This is a genomic window from Aeromonas sp. WP2-W18-CRE-05 (assembly GCF_014168615.1).
In the GTDB taxonomy this organism is placed as follows: domain Bacteria; phylum Pseudomonadota; class Gammaproteobacteria; order Enterobacterales; family Aeromonadaceae; genus Aeromonas; species Aeromonas caviae.
Genome location: NZ_AP021917.1, coordinates 4290210 through 4306743, shown reverse-complemented (window position 1 = coordinate 4306743; position 16534 = coordinate 4290210). Strand labels below are relative to the sequence as shown.

The 16534-nt window shown below is 55.1% G+C and carries 17 protein-coding genes, 4 tRNA genes and 1 pseudogene; 18 read left to right on the top strand and 4 right to left on the bottom strand.

Annotated elements, in window-relative coordinates; all coding sequences use genetic code 11:
• Positions 1–8: 8 nt before the first annotated feature.
• From H7R73_RS20170 to folB, 3 genes are all read right to left on the bottom strand, one after another.
• The gene (locus H7R73_RS20170) at positions 9–491 is read right to left on the bottom strand and encodes a YbaK/EbsC family protein (protein WP_103259485.1); all 483 of its coding nucleotides are present in this window, start codon (positions 489–491) and stop codon (positions 9–11) included.
• 117 nt (positions 492–608) lie between these two features.
• Entirely contained in the window at positions 609–1118 is a 510-nt protein-coding gene (folK, locus tag H7R73_RS20165) for a 2-amino-4-hydroxy-6-hydroxymethyldihydropteridine diphosphokinase (protein WP_042865424.1), read from the bottom strand.
• Positions 1118–1489 (bottom strand): dihydroneopterin aldolase, encoded by a 372-nt coding sequence (folB, locus tag H7R73_RS20160; RefSeq protein WP_103259486.1) that lies wholly within the window; start codon positions 1487–1489, stop codon positions 1118–1120. Before folB ends, folK begins: the two co-directional genes overlap by 1 nt.
• A gap of 171 nt (positions 1490–1660) precedes the next feature.
• Between folB and plsY the strand changes: the two genes are divergently transcribed.
• From plsY to H7R73_RS20125, 7 genes and pseudogenes are all read left to right on the top strand, one after another.
• Positions 1661–2323, top strand: a complete 663-nt coding sequence (plsY, locus tag H7R73_RS20155) for a glycerol-3-phosphate 1-O-acyltransferase PlsY (RefSeq protein WP_029314836.1) — start codon at positions 1661–1663, stop codon at positions 2321–2323.
• A gap of 47 nt (positions 2324–2370) precedes the next feature.
• A tRNA-Phe gene (locus tag H7R73_RS20150) sits at positions 2371–2446 on the top strand.
• Positions 2447–2498: 52 nt separating this feature from the next.
• A tRNA-Thr gene (locus H7R73_RS20145) sits at positions 2499–2574 on the top strand.
• A 3-nt stretch (positions 2575–2577) separates the two neighbouring features.
• Positions 2578–2653, top strand: a tRNA-Phe gene (locus tag H7R73_RS20140).
• An 8-nt stretch (positions 2654–2661) separates the two neighbouring features.
• Positions 2662–2737: transfer RNA gene (locus tag H7R73_RS20135), tRNA-Asn, on the top strand.
• 266 nt (positions 2738–3003) lie between these two features.
• Positions 3004–3222, top strand: a pseudogene (locus tag H7R73_RS20130) (potassium channel family protein); the annotation flags it as partial.
• A 68-nt stretch (positions 3223–3290) separates the two neighbouring features.
• Complete coding sequence (locus tag H7R73_RS20125; RefSeq protein ID WP_182951390.1) at positions 3291–3623, top strand: YegP family protein; 333 nt, start codon at positions 3291–3293, stop codon at positions 3621–3623.
• Between the two features lie 441 nt (positions 3624–4064).
• Here H7R73_RS20125 and H7R73_RS20120 read toward each other — a convergent pair whose 3' ends face one another.
• Complete coding sequence (locus tag H7R73_RS20120) at positions 4065–4955, bottom strand: NYN domain-containing protein (RefSeq protein ID WP_232092714.1); 891 nt, start codon at positions 4953–4955, stop codon at positions 4065–4067.
• Between the two features lie 86 nt (positions 4956–5041).
• On the opposite strand from H7R73_RS20120, the gene H7R73_RS20115 reads away from it, so the two are divergent.
• The 11 genes from H7R73_RS20115 (at position 5042) to H7R73_RS20065 (ending at position 16301) form a co-directional block, all read left to right on the top strand.
• Positions 5042–5260, top strand: a complete 219-nt coding sequence (locus tag H7R73_RS20115; protein ID WP_182951389.1) for a hypothetical protein — start codon at positions 5042–5044, stop codon at positions 5258–5260.
• A 12-nt stretch (positions 5261–5272) separates the two neighbouring features.
• Positions 5273–5797, top strand: a complete 525-nt coding sequence (locus H7R73_RS20110; protein WP_182951388.1) for a hypothetical protein — start codon at positions 5273–5275, stop codon at positions 5795–5797.
• A 19-nt stretch (positions 5798–5816) separates the two neighbouring features.
• Positions 5817–6305, top strand: coding sequence for a hypothetical protein (locus H7R73_RS20105; RefSeq protein WP_182951387.1), 489 nt, complete (start codon positions 5817–5819; stop codon positions 6303–6305).
• Positions 6306–6371: 66 nt separating this feature from the next.
• On the top strand, positions 6372–6818 hold the full coding sequence (locus H7R73_RS20100) for a DUF2787 family protein (RefSeq protein ID WP_182951386.1): 447 nt from the start codon (positions 6372–6374) through the stop codon (positions 6816–6818).
• A gap of 181 nt (positions 6819–6999) precedes the next feature.
• The gene (locus H7R73_RS20095) at positions 7000–8226 is read left to right on the top strand and encodes a tyrosine-type recombinase/integrase (RefSeq protein WP_182951385.1); all 1227 of its coding nucleotides are present in this window, start codon (positions 7000–7002) and stop codon (positions 8224–8226) included.
• Positions 8227–8985: 759 nt separating this feature from the next.
• Complete coding sequence (locus H7R73_RS20090; protein WP_182951384.1) at positions 8986–9867, top strand: helix-turn-helix transcriptional regulator; 882 nt, start codon at positions 8986–8988, stop codon at positions 9865–9867.
• A 92-nt stretch (positions 9868–9959) separates the two neighbouring features.
• On the top strand, positions 9960–10604 hold the full coding sequence (locus H7R73_RS20085) for a TM2 domain-containing protein (RefSeq protein ID WP_182951383.1): 645 nt from the start codon (positions 9960–9962) through the stop codon (positions 10602–10604).
• 38 nt (positions 10605–10642) lie between these two features.
• Positions 10643–11317: a hypothetical protein gene (locus tag H7R73_RS20080; RefSeq protein ID WP_182951382.1), complete on the top strand. Its 675-nt coding sequence runs from the start codon at positions 10643–10645 to the stop codon at positions 11315–11317.
• A gap of 1408 nt (positions 11318–12725) precedes the next feature.
• Entirely contained in the window at positions 12726–13226 is a 501-nt protein-coding gene (locus tag H7R73_RS20075; protein ID WP_104454822.1) for a hypothetical protein, read from the top strand.
• Between the two features lie 62 nt (positions 13227–13288).
• Positions 13289–15907: a hypothetical protein gene (locus H7R73_RS20070; protein ID WP_182951381.1), complete on the top strand. Its 2619-nt coding sequence runs from the start codon at positions 13289–13291 to the stop codon at positions 15905–15907.
• The gene (locus H7R73_RS20065) at positions 15900–16301 is read left to right on the top strand and encodes a hypothetical protein (protein WP_182951380.1); all 402 of its coding nucleotides are present in this window, start codon (positions 15900–15902) and stop codon (positions 16299–16301) included. Before H7R73_RS20070 ends, H7R73_RS20065 begins: the two co-directional genes overlap by 8 nt.
• Positions 16302–16534: the final 233 nt, after the last annotated feature.

The following is a 16534-nucleotide window of genomic DNA, read 5'->3' as shown; positions in this document are numbered from 1 at the left end:
TCCCAGGCTCAGGGGGCGGGCAGGTAGCTCACGTCGCAGGGCAATCGGGCCAGCAGTCCGGCCAGGTGGATGGTCTCCAGCAGGAAAGTCTGCTCGGGGTGGCCCGGCGTCCAGGTAAAGGCGTGGTGATTCATGAGCACGGGATCCACCAGCAGGGGGATGTCGGCGCGGGGCAGGAAGGGGCAGACGGCTCCCGGCAGGCAGCCAATCTCGGTCTGCATCTCGTCGGCTGTGCAGATAGAGGGTTTGGCACCGAGCGCCGCCTTGACCGCCTTGCTGTCGAGCCTGCCGTCCCTGTGGGTCAGCAGCAGGGCGAAGCGACCATCCTTGAATTTGAGGAAAAGGGTCTTGCTGAACTCGGCCTGCCAGCCGAGGCGAGCCTTGACCCGCTCGTCGGTGGCGTAATCGAGGATGGGTTCGTGCTCGAAGCGCTGGTGGGGCAGGTCGGTGAGCAACTGACGGTTGAAGTCGTGAATGGCATCGAGTGGCATGGGGTTCTCCTGTGATGGCGGTCATCCTGCCACTTGCACCGGCGCAGGCCCAATCACCGTTTCTTATCCATCATCAGCGGAGTCATCAACAAGGGCACCCGAGGGTGCCCTTGTCGTTCAGTGATGCTGCAATTCGCCCGCTTTCCAGTGGAAGGGAATGGGGTCAAGGCGCTGGGAGGCTTTGTCGTAACCTGCCCACAGCTCACCAATGGTGCGACCATCGATGGGGTGGCGGAATGTGGGGGCCAGCTCCGCCAGCGGCCAGAGCACGAAGGCGTTGGTGAGGATCTCGCCGCGGGGCAGCACCAGCGGCGTCTCACAGACCAGCTCGCCGTAGAGCAGCAGATCGAGATCCAGGGTGCGCGGGGCGAACTTCTTGGCATCCGGCTCGCGGCCGTGAGCGAACTCCATGGCGCGCAGCCGCTGGCACAGGGTCGCCAGGGGCAGCTCGGTATCGGCACCCACCACCAGGTTGTAGAAGGGGCGGCCGTTGAAGCCCACTGCCTCGCTCTCGAATACCCGGGAGACCTGCAACTCGCCGAATTCGGCGTGCAGGGCATCGAGGCCGGCGCGGATATGGCGTTCCCGATCGATGTTGGATCCCAGACTGATATAGATGCGGGTCATCAGTTGGCGCTCGCAGCCGGCGTGCGATGGCGCAGGATCTCGACCCCGACACCTGTCGCATTGGGCACGGCACCCGGTTTGGTCAGGGTCACCTTGACCCACTGTACCCGCTCGTCTTCCAGCACCAGGGCGGCGACCTGCTCGGCCATGGTCTCGACCAGCTCCACTATCTTGCCCTGGGCGTGATCACAGATCTTGCGAGAGAGGGTGGCGTAATCCAGCGCCAGATTGATATCGTCGGTTGCGGCGGCTGGGCGATTGTCAAACCCCATCTCGAGGTCGAAACAGAGCTTCTGGCGAATGCCCTTCTCCCACTCATATACCCCTATGGTGGTCAAAACCTCGAGTCCGCGAATAAACACCTTGTCCATGACAGTACTTCTTCTTTACTCTTGATGGGCTGTGAAAACAGCGCAGGGATGCAGGCCCGGCAAGCAGATTGCCGCTGGCGGCCGGTTTGGGCGACACGCTTTCGGGCAAGCCCGGGCCTGGGAATGTGGCCCGCATCATACCCCATTCATATCGTGGTAAAAACGACCAAGATGACGGCCCTGACGATTTTGATGATTATTCTGGCCTATCTGGGCGGCTCGCTGTCCAGTGCCGTGCTGGTTTCCCGCATCACGGGTCTGCCGGATCCCCGTGACCATGGTTCCCACAACCCGGGGGCGACCAATGTGTTGCGCCTCGGCGGCCGGATGGCGGCGCTGATCGTACTGCTTCTCGACGTGCTCAAGGGGATGGCCCCCGTCTACCTCGCCTGGTATCTGCAGATCAAGCCCGTCTACCTCGGCTTTATCGGGGTGGCCGCCTGTCTGGGCCACATGTACCCCCTCTTCTTCCACTTCCGTGGTGGCAAGGGCGTCGCCACCGCCCTCGGTACCATGCTGCCCATCGGCTTTGCCATGGGGGGCGCCGTCATCACCACCTGGCTGCTGGTGCTGCTGGTGAGCGGCTATTCGTCACTGGCGTCCATCGTGACCGTGTTGCTGACTCCGCTCTTTACCTATCTGCTCAAACCGGAATACACGTTGCCGGTCTCCCTGCTCTCCTGTCTCATCCTGATCCGTCATCACGAGAATATTACCCGCCTGCTCAAGGGGGAGGAGTCCCGCCTCTGGGGGCGCCGGGGAGCGGTCCCACCAGCAGAAGTGATGAAAATGGATGATGCTGCGCAAAAAAGAGACGAACGAGACGAAAAGTGAAATTTCCCGTTGACCACCTGCCCTAAAATCCGTTTAATAGCGCCCACGCCCAGATAGCTCAGTCGGTAGAGCAGGGGATTGAAAATCCCCGTGTCGGCGGTTCGATTCCGTCTCTGGGCACCATATTTTGGTGCCATGAAATAAAAACGTGTTCATGCACAATGGTTTGAAGTGTGCCGGCTTAGCTCAGTAGGTAGAGCAACTGACTTGTAATCAGTAGGTCACCAGTTCGATTCCGGTAGCCGGCACCATTTGCCCAGATAGCTCAGTCGGTAGAGCAGGGGATTGAAAATCCCCGTGTCGGCGGTTCGATTCCGTCTCTGGGCACCACGAATAATTCCTCCTTAGCTCAGTCGGTAGAGCGACGGACTGTTAATCCGCAGGTCGCTGGTTCGAGCCCAGCAGGAGGAGCCAAATAAAAAGCCCAGCAGCAATGCTGGGCTTTTTCTTCTCCCGTTTTTCGATGTTCCGCTTCCCGCTGTTCGAAAAGCGTCCTGTCCGGTGACAAAGCTGTCGCAGCGCCCCTCTTGAATCTTTCCTCCCAGTGACTTGGCCCGTCTGCCGAGTATGATGGCGTGGTGAGTCCCTATGCTGTGCCCGCCGGATCACCCTGTCGTGATCGACGCTTGCCGTCACCCCGGCCCGGCAAAACGGGATCGGTTTCTTGAGTGAGGTCATGCATGAATGCAACAGAGCTTTGGCAGCTTTCCCCCGAGCAATTCAACGAGTGGCGGCGTGAGAACGATTATCCCCGTATCTGGGCGCTGCTGGTGGCGTCGCTGCCCCATTTCGACGACTGGATGGCGGAGCAGAAGATAGAAAAAAGCGTGATCTTCCAGATCGGCATCGCCCGCTTCATCAGCTCCCGCTGCGTGCTGAGCCTTTGTGTCTACATGAGTTGTATGGTGCTAAAGATGAAAAACAGGCTAGCCTGATATGCGAACCCACTGATGACACGGAGAAAGTGATGGGAAGCTATGAATTGAAACTGGCTAAGAACGAGCAGTTCTACTTTGTGCTCAAGGCGGGCAATGACCAGGTAATCCTCAATAGCGAGATGTATACCAGCAAGGCGGCGGCCCTGAATGGTATCGCTTCAGTCCAGACCAATTCCCCGGAGGCGGGGCAATATGATCTGAAAGAGGCCGCCAATAACCAGTACCACTTCACGCTGAAAGCCAAGAACCATCAGGTCATCGGCTCCAGCCAGATGTACGCCAGCAAGGCATCAGCACAGAATGGCATTCAGTCGGTACAGACCAACGGCCCGACCCAGACCATCAAGGATCTGACCAGCTGAGCAATTTTTTGCCGAGTTGAACCAAGGGCGCTGCGGCGCTCTCATTTATTTTGGCTGCCCAATCGTTAACTCATAACCGACTCCGGTCCATATCCGGTCGGCTCGGCGAAGCGATGTCTGTGGTTTCACCACCACTAAGATGGAGCAATAGCAGGAGGTTGGCAGGCCAGTTCTCCGGTCGGCAGCTCCGGTCTTTGCAACTGGGTACATTGCTTATGGCTGGACCGGAAGAAGGCCGGAGAGACGAGAGGAAGTGTGGGGGTAATATGCATGGAAAAGCGACCTCAGTATGGTCGCCCGGATATGCTGCCCGTTGTTCTGGGGCATATCCGGTCTAAGTGGGCCCATCTCGCTTCGTGAAAAATTGTAGAAAGACCAATTTGGGGCCGTGCCATCACCCCCACCAGACGGCACCACCCAAATCGAAGATGCGCCCAACGTCTATTTTTTCGCCCGAATATAGAGGACTTTTTGAGTTGATCCCGGTGCATTGCGTTCTTCGGTGACAAACAACTCCGTCTTGGCTTTGACTAAATCAGATAGCTTTTTGTAACCGTATATTCTGGAGTCAAAGTCAGGTTGCAACTTCGTCAGGTAGCTGCCAAACGTGCCTAAATGTGCCCACCCTGCTTCATCCCCCGATTGTTCGAGGGCTTCAAGTACGAATCGCTTTGGGAACTCGATGATCTTTGCTTCTGCAGGCGCACTCACAGGACGGGGTTGCGTATCCTCTACTTTGGGTGATTCTGTTGCTGGAGTCATGGTGGCTGTTGGGCGCAGGACCTCTGTGAACAAAAACTTGTGGCAGGCACTACGAAATGCTTCTGGGGTCTTATGTTCACCGAAACCCAGTACCGTCAATCCTTCTTCACGTAGGCGCATTGCGAGACCGGTGAAATCACTATCGCTGGTGACTAGACAAAATCCATCAAACTTACGCGTGTAGAGCAAATCCATCGCATCAATAATCAGCGTACTGTCCGTCGCATTCTTCCCTGTGGTGTATGCAAATTGTTGAACAGGTTTTATGGCATGTTTTTGAAGAACCTTTTTCCAAGAAGCGCTCGTTGGCGAGGTGAAGTCGCCGTAAATCCGTTTGACTGTAGCTTCACCAAACCGCGCAATCTCAGCAAGCAATCCTTCAATAACAGCGGCTTGCGCATTATCAGCATCAATGAGCACTGCTAAACGTAAGGTGGACTCTTCGGACTCAATTTTTGCAATCAAACGCTGCGACCCCATATTACCTCCTGTAAATGTTGGATGCGGCAAGCTGGCCAAAATATAGCCACGAAAGATAGAGTGACCAGATTTAACTACAAAATCAAACACATATTAAAACCATGTTCATCCAGAACATCAGGCCCTGAGCTAACCGCTCAGGGCCTTTTTCATTTCCAACACCAAGAGGAACGAACATGTTTATCCATCACATTTTGAGCAAGCAAGTCGCCGCCGTCAGCATCAAGCCAATGAGAGACGGCAGCGTCGACTTCACGGTAAAGGGCAGTACCAAGGGGGCGATCAAAGGTGCGATCACGGGGGCAGGCATTGGTGCCCGAGGCGGTATCCCCGGAGCCGTCGCAGGCACCATCATCGGCGGCACTATCGGCTATATCACCGGCCCAGCGGACTGAGGGAGGTTAGCCATGGACGAGTTTATCGAAGAAGGGAAATACGCTTCCCACGAGACGCTCAAGGGGTATGCCTACAGCTGGCAGACGTTGAGCTTGCTGATGCAGGAGGTCATCACACATGGAATGTATGTTCCTGAGTTCCTGCCGGATGAAAACCAGCCCGTGCTGCTGGTCGTGATCAAAGAGGCGACCGTCCTCAAGGCCAAGTCGCTACACAGCGAAGCGCCTGAAGTATTGCTCGCGATAGCTTCTCACACTGGTGAGTCAGTCAGGGATGACGACGAGGGTTACTACGCAGACTATTGGCGGTTGGCTGCGGGGACTATCAAGCTGATCGACTGTGCCGAAGATGCCGTGTTCTGGCTACCGCTCCCTGCTGCCGAGACTTGGGAACCCTATCACTTCACAGGTTATGGCACCCCGTTTGATGCTCTATCTGCCCCAATCCCTGTATTCCAGCATCTGGCCTTTGTACTCCAGCAAGAGCAGACCCAGCCGGACTTGGGCACCACTATCTACCTGAAATCCACCATCTGATTTACCCGAGGCTCCCAATATGAATACCAAAACCAACAAGCAAACTGCCAATCAGCAGGCCAGTACCACGACCGAGGCCAGCGATAAACCAGTTCAGCCTGCCAAGATTATCTTGGCTAGTGGCGTAGCCACTTTGCTCTCGCCAGGCTCAACGACCACCGTTGGCTATGAAGTAGGCCATGTACCTGAGCAGGCCGAGCTGTTGTTCCGTCTGACGGGCAGCAGTGGCGGCGGCCTGTGCTCCAAGGAGTGGTTCGGGCTGGCTCAAGTCATCGATCTGCTCAACGAGCAACAGCCTGACAAGCCATTCACCTCGGGGTTATTCAAGGTGATCTGGAACTTCAAAGGCAGCAGCAATAACGCGGGGTTCCTGGCAGCAGTGCTGCGACATCTGGAATTGACCAAGGCGGCACCCGAGGTACGTTTCGGCCATCTGATCACCGGCAAACATAGCGTGTGGTTCGATGGACTCCAGGCCAAGCTACCCGGGGTCAGCGCCGCCAGCTAATCCCTTGTTCCTACCCTGATCGTTCTTCCCTCGAATTCCCACCTTTCATTTCAAGAGCACTCAAACATGAAACCTACCCTCGTTATCACGGGCTTGCCTGTGAGGATAAGTCACGACCTGCAAACGCTACTGGAACAGGCCATCTGCTCAGCACTGGACGAGTTCGTGGATGAAATCCCGGATAGCACGTCGCCAGCAGCCCTGACCCTCAACTATCGAGATCCAGACTACAGCGCTACCACGGGAGGCTATCACCCTGTCGAGATCCGTCTTGAACGTTGGGATGACGGCTGGCATCTGCGCTACGTCACCGACTGCGCCTATGTGGGCCAAGGCTGGTGCGCCGAGTTGGCCAAGGAGTTGGATTTTGATTTCAGCATGAACGTGTACTCCCATTCGTTGATGGGGGAGATGTCGGCGGCAGAGGTGAATGAATGGTTTGAGGTCTGGCAGCAGAGCTTTTGCTGCTATGCCCAGATGGACGTATTCACCCTGACGGTGACACCAGACTGACGCCGAAGACCGGATATCGACCGGAAAGCCGTTGGCCGCGAATTTGTCAGCCGTCAGCGGCCAACACCACCACCAACAGATAAATCATGACCACCAGTCCGGCACAGGGATCCGACCTCCCTGTGCTGTTTTTTCTTGGGAAAGGCTCGCCCCGCCTTCACCCATTAACAGGAGTTCCACTATGTCAGACCTCCCATCTCGTTTTCGTTTCACCCAAAAAGCCATCGAAGCTCTGCCACCGAATCCCACCGATGCAAAATCCACAGAAGCGGAATACAGCGACACCCAGATCTCCGGGCTCAAATGCTTGGTCGGCAAGGGGGAGGGCAGCAAGAAATTCATGCTGCGTTACCTGTGGCATGGGCGCAAGCGAGCTATTGCCATAGGTCGCTTCCCAGAGGTAGACCTCAACACGGCCAGGGAGATCGCCACAGACTATAAACGGCTGCTGTCGCAGGGCATCGACCCCAAGCAGATGAAGGAGGACAAACGGCAGGAGCTAACGTTGCATGAGCTCTTTCATCGGCATTACTTGCCCTACGCTCAGCACCACAAGCGTTCATGGCTTAAGGATGAGCAACGATTCCGGGACCACCTGCAACCTGTGTTGGGAGCACGGTTGCTATCGGAAATCAATCTGGAGCAAGGTCAGGCACTCCAGACCAATCTGATGGGCCAATGCAAGCCCGCCACCAACAACCGGATTACCACATTACTCAAGGCGATCCTGACATGGAGTGTACGGATGGGGTATCTGGAGCAACACCCGTTGGTCCATCTGAAAACCCTGTCGGAGAACAACCAGCGAACCCGTTTCCTCGATAAGGCGGAGATCCGTCGTTTGTTCATGGCGGCTGATGCTGACGAGAATCGCTATGCAGGCCAATACGTCAAGTTGTTGCTGCTCACTGGCCTGCGCAAGGATGAGTTGAGGCAGGCTCGCTGGGAGCACCTGGACAAGGATCACCAGACGCTGTTTATCCCGCACACCAAGAATGGCAAGAGCCGGATCCTGCACCTGAACCATCTGGCGATGCAGGTTTTGCAGGATACGCCTGAGATCCTTGGGAACCCCTATCTGTTCCCAGGACTTAGGATGGGCCAGCCGCTAAACAACGTCACCAAGCCATTTAACCGGATGCTGAAACGAGCACAGATCGGAGGACCAGTCTGCATCCATACTTGCCGCCACTCGGTGGCTGCGCTGATCGTCTCCAGCGGTGGAACCTTGTATGACGTACAGGCTCAGCTGGGCCACTCAAGTAGCCAGTCCAGCCAACGGTATGCCCACCTACACGCAAGCAGACTGAGGCACACCAGTACCCAAGTCGCCAACTGCGTGGAGCAGGCATTGATCTTACCCGGAGCCGTCAAAGCAGAGCCGCTAGCATTGCAACGAGCGGGATAACAAATCCAGACAAGATAAGGAGAGTAGATTGATGAGACCCCTGCCAGCGAGGCAGTTAGCCATGCCGCCTTGACCAACGCGCAAAACCACGGAAGGACAAACAAATTACTAACATTGGAGCCCCGGGGGGGAGCAACTCAGATAGCCAGGAGGGCAAGGCCAGTCAGCGCCAAGCCTAGTCAACAAACAGAGATCCAACTGGACTTCGCATTTTTCGGAGACCAGCAAGCCAAGCTGCTAGGGCAGGCTGGAAGGGGAGAATTGCGATAGCCGAGATACATAAACTGCTCAGTTTCAGCATCAGGCGGGCCAAGGCCCTGGATGTAGGGGGGTGGAGCTCTCCTACATCCCCAACGGTCATAACACACCGGCTCACCAGCCCATGCCCTGCATGGGCTCCCGAAATTTGCAAATGCGCGTCCCACCATTTTTGCGACGGCAGGCGGAGCCGTGGTATCACTCGAAGCCACACTCCCCTTCATACACTGGGGCCCGCTGTGGCAGCGATGGGGATGCTATCAAGGCTCGGCTGCTGAAATTTTCAAGGGAGGTGGGACCCAATCATCAAGATAAGGGTCCACTCACCGCCGACTATTTGAGGGCCCGCACGTAGCCTCGTGTCGGTCCGAATACCAACTCAACACCCGCTATACCAACTCCGCTTACCCAAGTCCGCCCCTGTCGTGAAAATCCAAGTCGACACGCCCTGTCGGGCACCTCCGTGACACTTGGATACCTTTGACTACGATGCTCCCCTGGATGGCAGAACACGACACCCTAGCCCAACGCCTCGGCGTGATCCTGACTAAGCTCAACAACGGGCAGCGGTTGGTGATCTCCGAGCTGGCCCACGAGTTCAATGTCTCGGCCCGCACGATCCAGCGAGACCTGAATGTCAGACTGGCTTATCTGCCGCTGGAGCGTGAGGGACAGACCTATTGGCTCGACCCCAGCTATCTGGGGAGAACCACCACTCCCGCCATTTTGAGACTGTGCGAGCAACTCGGGGCCAAAGCATTGTTCCCGGATGATCACGAAAGTCTGATCAAGCTCTGGCTCAACCCAGCATCAACACCCGTATTCGTCCTTTCCGGTTTTCAACTCGATGAAGACGACAGCCATCACCAATGGCTAAAGCCACTTGCCAAAGCAATCAGCCAACAGCTCAGCGTCAGGCTGACATGGGTTGGTGAGCAAGCAGAGCAGGAGCTTGAGCCATATCGTCTGGTCAATAAGCGGGGGCGCTGGTACTTGGCGGGAGTGATGGCAGATGCGCCATTTATCGAGCCTTTGTCGAGTATCACCAGCGTCCAACAGTTAGATACGCCAGCAACGCTCAGCGAGCCACTGCAGCAACTCCTTCAAAAACTCATCGAGCAAGAGGCCATCCCCACTCATGAAGTCGTGATCAAGGCAGCTTCGCCCATAGCCCACGAATTCAAGCTCAGGAACATCCTTCCCGAGCAGGCACTGATCCGAGAGCTGGAGGACGGCAGCATCTTGCTGGCAAGCCGCGTTTTCGATGGGGCACAGCTGCTACCCGTGATCAAAACGTACCTGCCGCACCTTGAAGTGATCAGCCCTGCGGGGATCCAAGCGTTGGTCAAACGTGACCTCAAGACCCTGCTTAGCCGGATGTAAGCCACATTTTCACACCACTTATTTCAATCCCCGACACCACCTGACGGGGTTCATCGCCACTATCTATAACCCAGTCTACAAGGAGTAAAACTATGGGATCTCCCACGATAACCAAGCTATCAGACCTCGTTCTACGTAGTCATGCCGACTATGGGGTTGTCTTCGAACACGTAGCCGCTCACCTCCAAGCAGAGGGTGGCACCATCAAGATTGCTGACCGAGCCAAGGGTACGCTGGAAGCATCCTGGAAGTACGGTATCAACCCATTCGGATTGCGCGTGACAGTCCATTTCAGTTCACCAGAAGAAGGGATAGTGGAGCTATCGCTGACAGGCTCCTTCGTTGATGCGATCGACACATGGGGCACCGCTAAGAAGAAGGCTAAAGCGATCGCGGAGGTACTTCCCTCACCTATCGATGTAGCCGCGTGGCCTATCCGTGAGCAGGTGTCGGTTCCACCTTCAACTCAACCAGCACCAGCGGGAGGCACCGTTCACCATAGAGGTAAGCGAAAGGTCTTGATGGCCCTGTTGGTCTTCTTTGGTGGTGGAATTGGCCTGCACAAGTTCTATGCCGGTAACTGGGGCTGGGGTCTGATCTATCTGGCCGCTTGCACCACTGGGATCCCGGTTCTGCTCTCTCTGGTCGAGTTCATCAAGGTACTTTGTCTATCCCAAGAAGAATTCGACAAGCGTTACAACTATCAGGCAGTGAGGGCATTTCAATGGGTATGGTAAGGGTAAAGAGGCTCGTCCTGGCGGCCAGTGTTTCACTGATGATGGCACCAGCGGCTCAAGCCGGATTGCTCAGTAAATGGGACGAACTGACCGTGAAAGGAGGAGAGCTGGAAAGCTGTCCAGGCGTGACCTTGGATCAGCAGGCCGATAGCTTCTTTAAGGATCCCGAGTGGTCGGCAGGCAAAGCCGCTGATGGTCGCAAGCTGGTCAACGTGAGTGGCACATTCACATATGGAGATAGACCTGTCCGTGGCCTGCTCCAGATGTGGGTTCAAGGTGAGGAGTTCAGCGTGGAAGCATTGGAGATAAACGGCCAGCCACAGCCGGATGTCATGATAGATGCCCTGCTGGAAAAGATGTGTGAGGTAGCGCAGAGTCAACAACCCGAAGGGGTGACCGAGAAGACCCAAGCCCGCGCAGATTTACCATTTGTAGGCAAGCGACGTTTCAACTTCTCGGGCGGTAGTGGTACTGCAGAGTTCATCACTATCCAGAACAACGGACATACCGTTGTGGAGAGTTGTGGGTCGGAATGCAGCATTGATTTTGAGGGGCCATTTGCTAACCCACTCAAGACGCAGTACGGGACTTATCGAGTCGAGGCCAAGAGGATTTTCGAGCTCAAGGATAATGGGCAGAGCAAGACCTGCCAGAAGGAGCTGGGAGACCCAAGAGATACAAAGTGCAGTGTCGAACTGTATGTTGCCCAGTAAGGACATGAGGCGGGAGCGATCCCGCCTTTATTTTTCCGATGGCAGAGGGATGCAGTTGCTTGGAATGCGCGGGGCCAATGCGCGTGAAGCCAGCGCTCCAGCAGCAGGGATGCTCAGACTGCCTCAGTACGGCCAGATGCTGATAAGGGTTAGACAGAAAATATGGAGACAGTAGAGCAAACATATTCTTAACAAGCAGCCCGTAGGGAGAGACCCCCACTAGCCAGCAAGACAAGCTCAACCTGGGTCAGGCCAGTAAACCAAGCAAGAGACCAAGGCAGCTCGACCATCAGAGAAACCAGCGGGTAACGCTGATAGAGAAGGCTGGATAGGAGAAATTGTCTTCTCACCGGTAGCACATTCTCATGCTAAAGCGGGATCAGGGGGGCAGAGCCCCAGATGAGGGCGGGTGGGGCTCACCCTCATCCCCAACGGTCATAACACACCACCACGCAGGCCTATGCCCCGCATGGACTCCCGAAATTCACATCGGCGCGTTTTCGGATTTTCGCGCAGCTTGGCAGGGATTTTGGGCTCCGTTTGTGCCAATTTCGCATTTCCGGGGGGTCAAGGAGGTCATTAGCAGAGGGATTGCGAGTTGGGCTCATTGCTTGAATTTTCGCAGCGGCGGACGGCTGTCTTTATCAGTACCAACGGGCCCACCGGCACCGTTATTGGAGCAATGAAGCTGGGAGGCAAATCTAGGACTAACGAGACGGCGCAGATTTGGGGATGTGCGCAAGAGGGAAATGCCGGAAGGCATACATATCAAGGGGTCGGAGAGTGGGGTAATAGGGCCGTTGGGGATGGAGAGCGGATCACACGCCACATCGAAGCGATCTCCATCCCCTGCCATGTTGCCCATGCGGTTATCTGGAGTTACTGCCAATCGGGTAAGCAGCGATTGAGCACTGTATGGTTGCCCATGTCGTCATCCTGAGTTGGTGAATGGAGCTCGCGCAGCCACCAAGATTCATCAGTCGCTCATGATAGGGATGGTGCGGTGGATCTGCACCATCCCCAACGGCGGTACTACACCATGGCAGCAGTTCTTATCAGGCGCGGCTTCCCCAGCTTGAGTAATGCGCGTGGCGGAAGGATTGTGCGCCAAGGGTTCGCTCTGATGTGCAGATGGGTGTCACCATACGCCACAACAAAAAACGCTTGAACATGTCATTTTTTCTCTGTAACTTTCTCAGCGCACGGGGATAAAGTTACTTATATGTAGGTATATGGATATTACCTATCCGTCTTTGACGGCACCCCTGGCAACCACGCCTCAATGTCAGCCAATTTATCTGACTGTGACGGAACTGCTTGGTTAACTTACATAAATCAAAGAGTTATGGGTCGGCAACTAGCTTGTTGACGTTTGATTTTACGAAGTTATCCAACAGAGGTAGTTCACATGACAGTTAAATCCCCCCGCAAATCCCAAGCGCCCGCTACTGCTGTAGCCAAGCAAACCGCCATCATTGGCCGAAATCTCGTCAATTTGTTGCACATCGCCTATACCAAACGCTATCAACCGCTGAATGAGCCTTTGGAGACAATGACTCCCGATGCCATTTCACGGTTGGGAGTTGGGATCAACAGCCTTGAGCGGCAAATAGCTTTCGGCGCTGCTGCTGAACCTGAGAAGCAAGTGCAGCTTCTTAAGGATGTTCGTGATGCGTTGGCGAATGCCGGTCTTCTTGAAAAATATTTCGTGTTAGAAGACGGGACCATTGTGTTACCGGAGTTGGTCAAGTCTGCTGACTACGGGGAGATGAACCTGGGGCACGTGGTTCGCTTATATGCTGATGGTATCGAGAAACCGATAATGACATGCCTCTGCTCCTCTGAAGCTGCATGTGTCCACTTGTTGACCGAGCTTTCTAATCGCCTGAACGGGTCATCTACTCAATAACCTCGAACAACCGACCCCTTCCCTGCATGCAGGGAAGGGGTCATTTTGTTTGGAGCATTCTCATGTTTGAATTTAAGAAAGCAGAGATCGGAGTGGTAGAAGAAGATCGCCCTGAACCCTCCCATCTTCCGTTTGCGATAAAGAAAGTTTCGTTTGACCCTAAAACCTGCCAACCACCCATCTCGCTTGCTGATGGCCTCCCCCTCTGGATAGGTTTTGATACCGAATGGGTGTTGGTGGATGGCCATAATGAAGTGCTGTCTTATCAAGTCTTTGTGATCACCCCTCATGGCAAGACGCTTAGCAAAGTTTATTACCCTGATAAGGGAAAGCGCCTCTCCTTTGAAAAGTTCATTTCGCAAGTGGTTGAGGATTGCCGTGCTGCTGGCCTGATCAAAAAATGGCCTCGCACGATAGTCGTTGTTGCTCACTTCCTGCGTGCCGACTTGAGTACCTTCAAAGACTTCTGGCACATGAAGGCTAGTCTGGATGGACAGGGTAGCAGCGTGGTCGGTCAAATCATTACCGACAGTGGTTATGGTGTTGATGAAACTGCTGAACGTAAGCGCCGTGCGCCACTAAAGCCCATCATTCTGCGCGACCGCAATCGCAAGCCCCAGAAATCGATCATCCAATTTGTCGACACTCTGTTCTTGGCTCCCAACAAATCGCCGCTGTCAGCGCTGGGCGCAATGCTCGGCTTGCCCAAGGTGGAAATCCCCGAGGGCTACAGTATCGAACGTATGGACGAGCTCTTGGCTGGCGACCTGGAGGCGTTCGAGCGCTACGCCCTGCGCGATGCTGAGATTGCAGTGAAATATGCCCTGAAAGTACGCGATTTTCTCGGTGGGCAGTTCGGTTTGCAGAAGCTGCCTCGGTCTTTGGGCGCTGTCGGTGTTGCTGTATTTCGGCGGCAACTCAAAGAGGCCGACATCGACTACAAGACTGCCTTCGGGCTGGAGATAGCCAAGTTGGAGCAGTGGAATGGCGGTACGGGGAAGGTCAAGACCAAGAGTGTGACGGTTCAATCTCCTGCTCGTGGACTGCTTGAGACTCTCGCTATCCGCTGCTACCACGGTGGCCGCAATGAATCCTTTACTGTTGGTCCTACTGCCGTGGGTGATTGGTATGACTGGGACTTGAAAGGGGCTTATACCACGGGGCTTTGTGACCTGCTGGTACCTGACTACGCCAGCATGTATATGAGCACGGATCCCCATGATTTTATCGGTCATGTCATGGGGTTCGCCTACGTCGAGTTCACTTTCCCTACGGGCACGCGCTTTCCATGTATACCTGTCAGATCCGAGCAATATGGACTGCGCTTTCCTCTAACGGGGTCGGCGTATGTCACCGCGCCTGAAATCGAGTTGGCTCTCACCATGGGGGCCACCATCCATATCGAACACGGTGTCATTGTGCCCTGGCTATCGGGTAGTGAGCCCCTGTTCGAGGACTTCACGAGAATGATCCAGTTGTTACGTCGGGAGTATCCCAAAAAGAGCCTTGAGGAGGTGATGGTCAAAGAGATCGGGAATTCGCTGTATGGAAAGCTGGCTCAGGGATTGAGCGATAAGACGGCGTTTGATACGGCTACTGGCAAGAGCAAGAAGATAGGGCCGTCGGCTGTGACCAATCCTTACATGGCCGCCCATACCACAGGCCTGATCCGGGCTGTCTGTGGTGAGTTGCTCCTCCGGATACCTTCACATCGAACTGTTGTATCGGTCACTACCGATGGTTTCTTGACTGGTGCCCCGTTGGAGGAGCTCGACCAGACTGGGCCGCTGTGTCGTCGTTATCAGGCACTGTGCCAGCGGTTGCATGGTGATGAGAGTGGCGAACCCGTGCCGATGCTGGAGCTGAAGCACCATGCTCGCCAGATTGTGTCGATAAAAACGCGGGGGCAATGCACCGCTATCAAGGGTGATACGCCCCCTGTGCTGGCGAAAGCTGGCGTTAAGTGTGCGGGAACGACAGAGGAACAGAACAAAAAAATCATGCAACTCTACCTTGAGCGTGTGCCAGGTCAGAAGATCGACGCTAGTCACCTGATCTCTCTGCGGACTCAATGGGTTACAGAGCGAGATCTCATCGAGATCAAGAAGCAGGTCAAATTGAGTTACGAGTTCGACCAGAAGCGTCGGTTGGTTAATCCACGGATGGTAGAAGTGGCCGGTGGGTTGCATATCGCTTGTGATACGGTGCCTTGGCAGAGCGCTGCCGATGCAGATCACTGCCGTGCCCGGTTCGATGGCTGGCGAGAGGATAATTGTCTGAAAGCACTGGAGGACTGGGACAGTTGGGACGACCAGTACGAATCTGCGCTGGCTCTGCAAGGTTCCAAGATGCGGGTCCGCGAGGATGGCTCGCTGGGCATCTTGACCCTGATCCTGACCCGATCTCTCGTACAGCAGGCGTGGTTAGAGCACACGATGAGTTACAGAGAGATATCGGCGTTGCTGACGTCGGTGGGCTTGCCTGTAACCGTCGACACTTGCAAGAACGGCAAGCGAGCCAAGCTCGAGAAGCATTTGGTGCCCGTGACTGACAAGGTGCTGCGGGTGCTAGTTCTGCTGCTTCGACAACTACCTGATTATCCACTTGAACCTCTGTTCAGGCCTGAGCGGCTTGACGAGGTTAAACATCGCTTGGCCGAAATGGAGGTGTCCCATGACTGAACAACAATATGGTTCTCGCATCCTTGCAGAAGTGCAGGATCTTTACCCGATCATGAAGGCTCGTAAACCAAAATACGGTCGTCGCGAACTGCCCCACTTGATCTCGCAGCATGTGCCGAGCTTGGTACACACACCTCTGTTCCGGTCTGAGCTGTTGGAGTTGGTTCAGCAGAGGCCAGATTGGGGTCACACCCAATTTATCGAACCGTTGTTCGAGTTGATCGGACAATACTTTGGTATTGCAGTGCCGGATGTGCATAAGGCGGTTCCTAAAGGCCCCAAACCAGCTGTACACGCCGATGCTGTTGGGGATCGAATGGCTCAATTGGAGATGCAGGCAGAAGATTTGAGGTTGGAGATGACAGCCCTACCTGAACCTTGGGATGATGATTAATTAATCGATACCATATGACAACGCCGCAGCTCATCGCTGCGGCGTTTTTTTTTATTGCCTACCAGTGCGCCGGCTTTCAGAGTGCTTGCGCACCTTCTAGGGTATGCGCTACCTACCAAACTTAAATGGTCTGGTATATCAATACGTTATATCTAGGGGTGATAGACCCGTTGGGGAAGGTATGCGAGACCTCCGCTACCCCAGAGAGCGCATACCTTCCCTAACATGCTATT

What these genes read in the sequence shown, in the direction of transcription:
- H7R73_RS20170 (WP_103259485.1), bottom strand. Translation starts at nt 491, where the DNA reads ATGCCACTCGATGCCATTCACGACTTCAACCGTCAGTTGCTCACCGAC.
- folK (WP_042865424.1), bottom strand. Translation starts at nt 1,118, where the DNA reads ATGACCCGCATCTATATCAGTCTGGGATCCAACATCGATCGGGAACGC.
- folB (WP_103259486.1), bottom strand. Translation starts at nt 1,489, where the DNA reads ATGGACAAGGTGTTTATTCGCGGACTCGAGGTTTTGACCACCATAGGG.
- plsY (WP_029314836.1), top strand. Translation starts at nt 1,661, where the DNA reads ATGACGGCCCTGACGATTTTGATGATTATTCTGGCCTATCTGGGCGGC.
- H7R73_RS20125 (WP_182951390.1), top strand. Translation starts at nt 3,291, where the DNA reads ATGGGAAGCTATGAATTGAAACTGGCTAAGAACGAGCAGTTCTACTTT.
- H7R73_RS20115 (WP_182951389.1), top strand. Translation starts at nt 5,042, where the DNA reads ATGTTTATCCATCACATTTTGAGCAAGCAAGTCGCCGCCGTCAGCATC.
- H7R73_RS20110 (WP_182951388.1), top strand. Translation starts at nt 5,273, where the DNA reads ATGGACGAGTTTATCGAAGAAGGGAAATACGCTTCCCACGAGACGCTC.
- H7R73_RS20105 (WP_182951387.1), top strand. Translation starts at nt 5,817, where the DNA reads ATGAATACCAAAACCAACAAGCAAACTGCCAATCAGCAGGCCAGTACC.
- H7R73_RS20100 (WP_182951386.1), top strand. Translation starts at nt 6,372, where the DNA reads ATGAAACCTACCCTCGTTATCACGGGCTTGCCTGTGAGGATAAGTCAC.
- H7R73_RS20095 (WP_182951385.1), top strand. Translation starts at nt 7,000, where the DNA reads ATGTCAGACCTCCCATCTCGTTTTCGTTTCACCCAAAAAGCCATCGAA.
- H7R73_RS20090 (WP_182951384.1), top strand. Translation starts at nt 8,986, where the DNA reads ATGGCAGAACACGACACCCTAGCCCAACGCCTCGGCGTGATCCTGACT.
- H7R73_RS20085 (WP_182951383.1), top strand. Translation starts at nt 9,960, where the DNA reads ATGGGATCTCCCACGATAACCAAGCTATCAGACCTCGTTCTACGTAGT.
- H7R73_RS20080 (WP_182951382.1), top strand. Translation starts at nt 10,643, where the DNA reads ATGATGGCACCAGCGGCTCAAGCCGGATTGCTCAGTAAATGGGACGAA.
- H7R73_RS20075 (WP_104454822.1), top strand. Translation starts at nt 12,726, where the DNA reads ATGACAGTTAAATCCCCCCGCAAATCCCAAGCGCCCGCTACTGCTGTA.
- H7R73_RS20070 (WP_182951381.1), top strand. Translation starts at nt 13,289, where the DNA reads ATGTTTGAATTTAAGAAAGCAGAGATCGGAGTGGTAGAAGAAGATCGC.
- H7R73_RS20065 (WP_182951380.1), top strand. Translation starts at nt 15,900, where the DNA reads ATGACTGAACAACAATATGGTTCTCGCATCCTTGCAGAAGTGCAGGAT.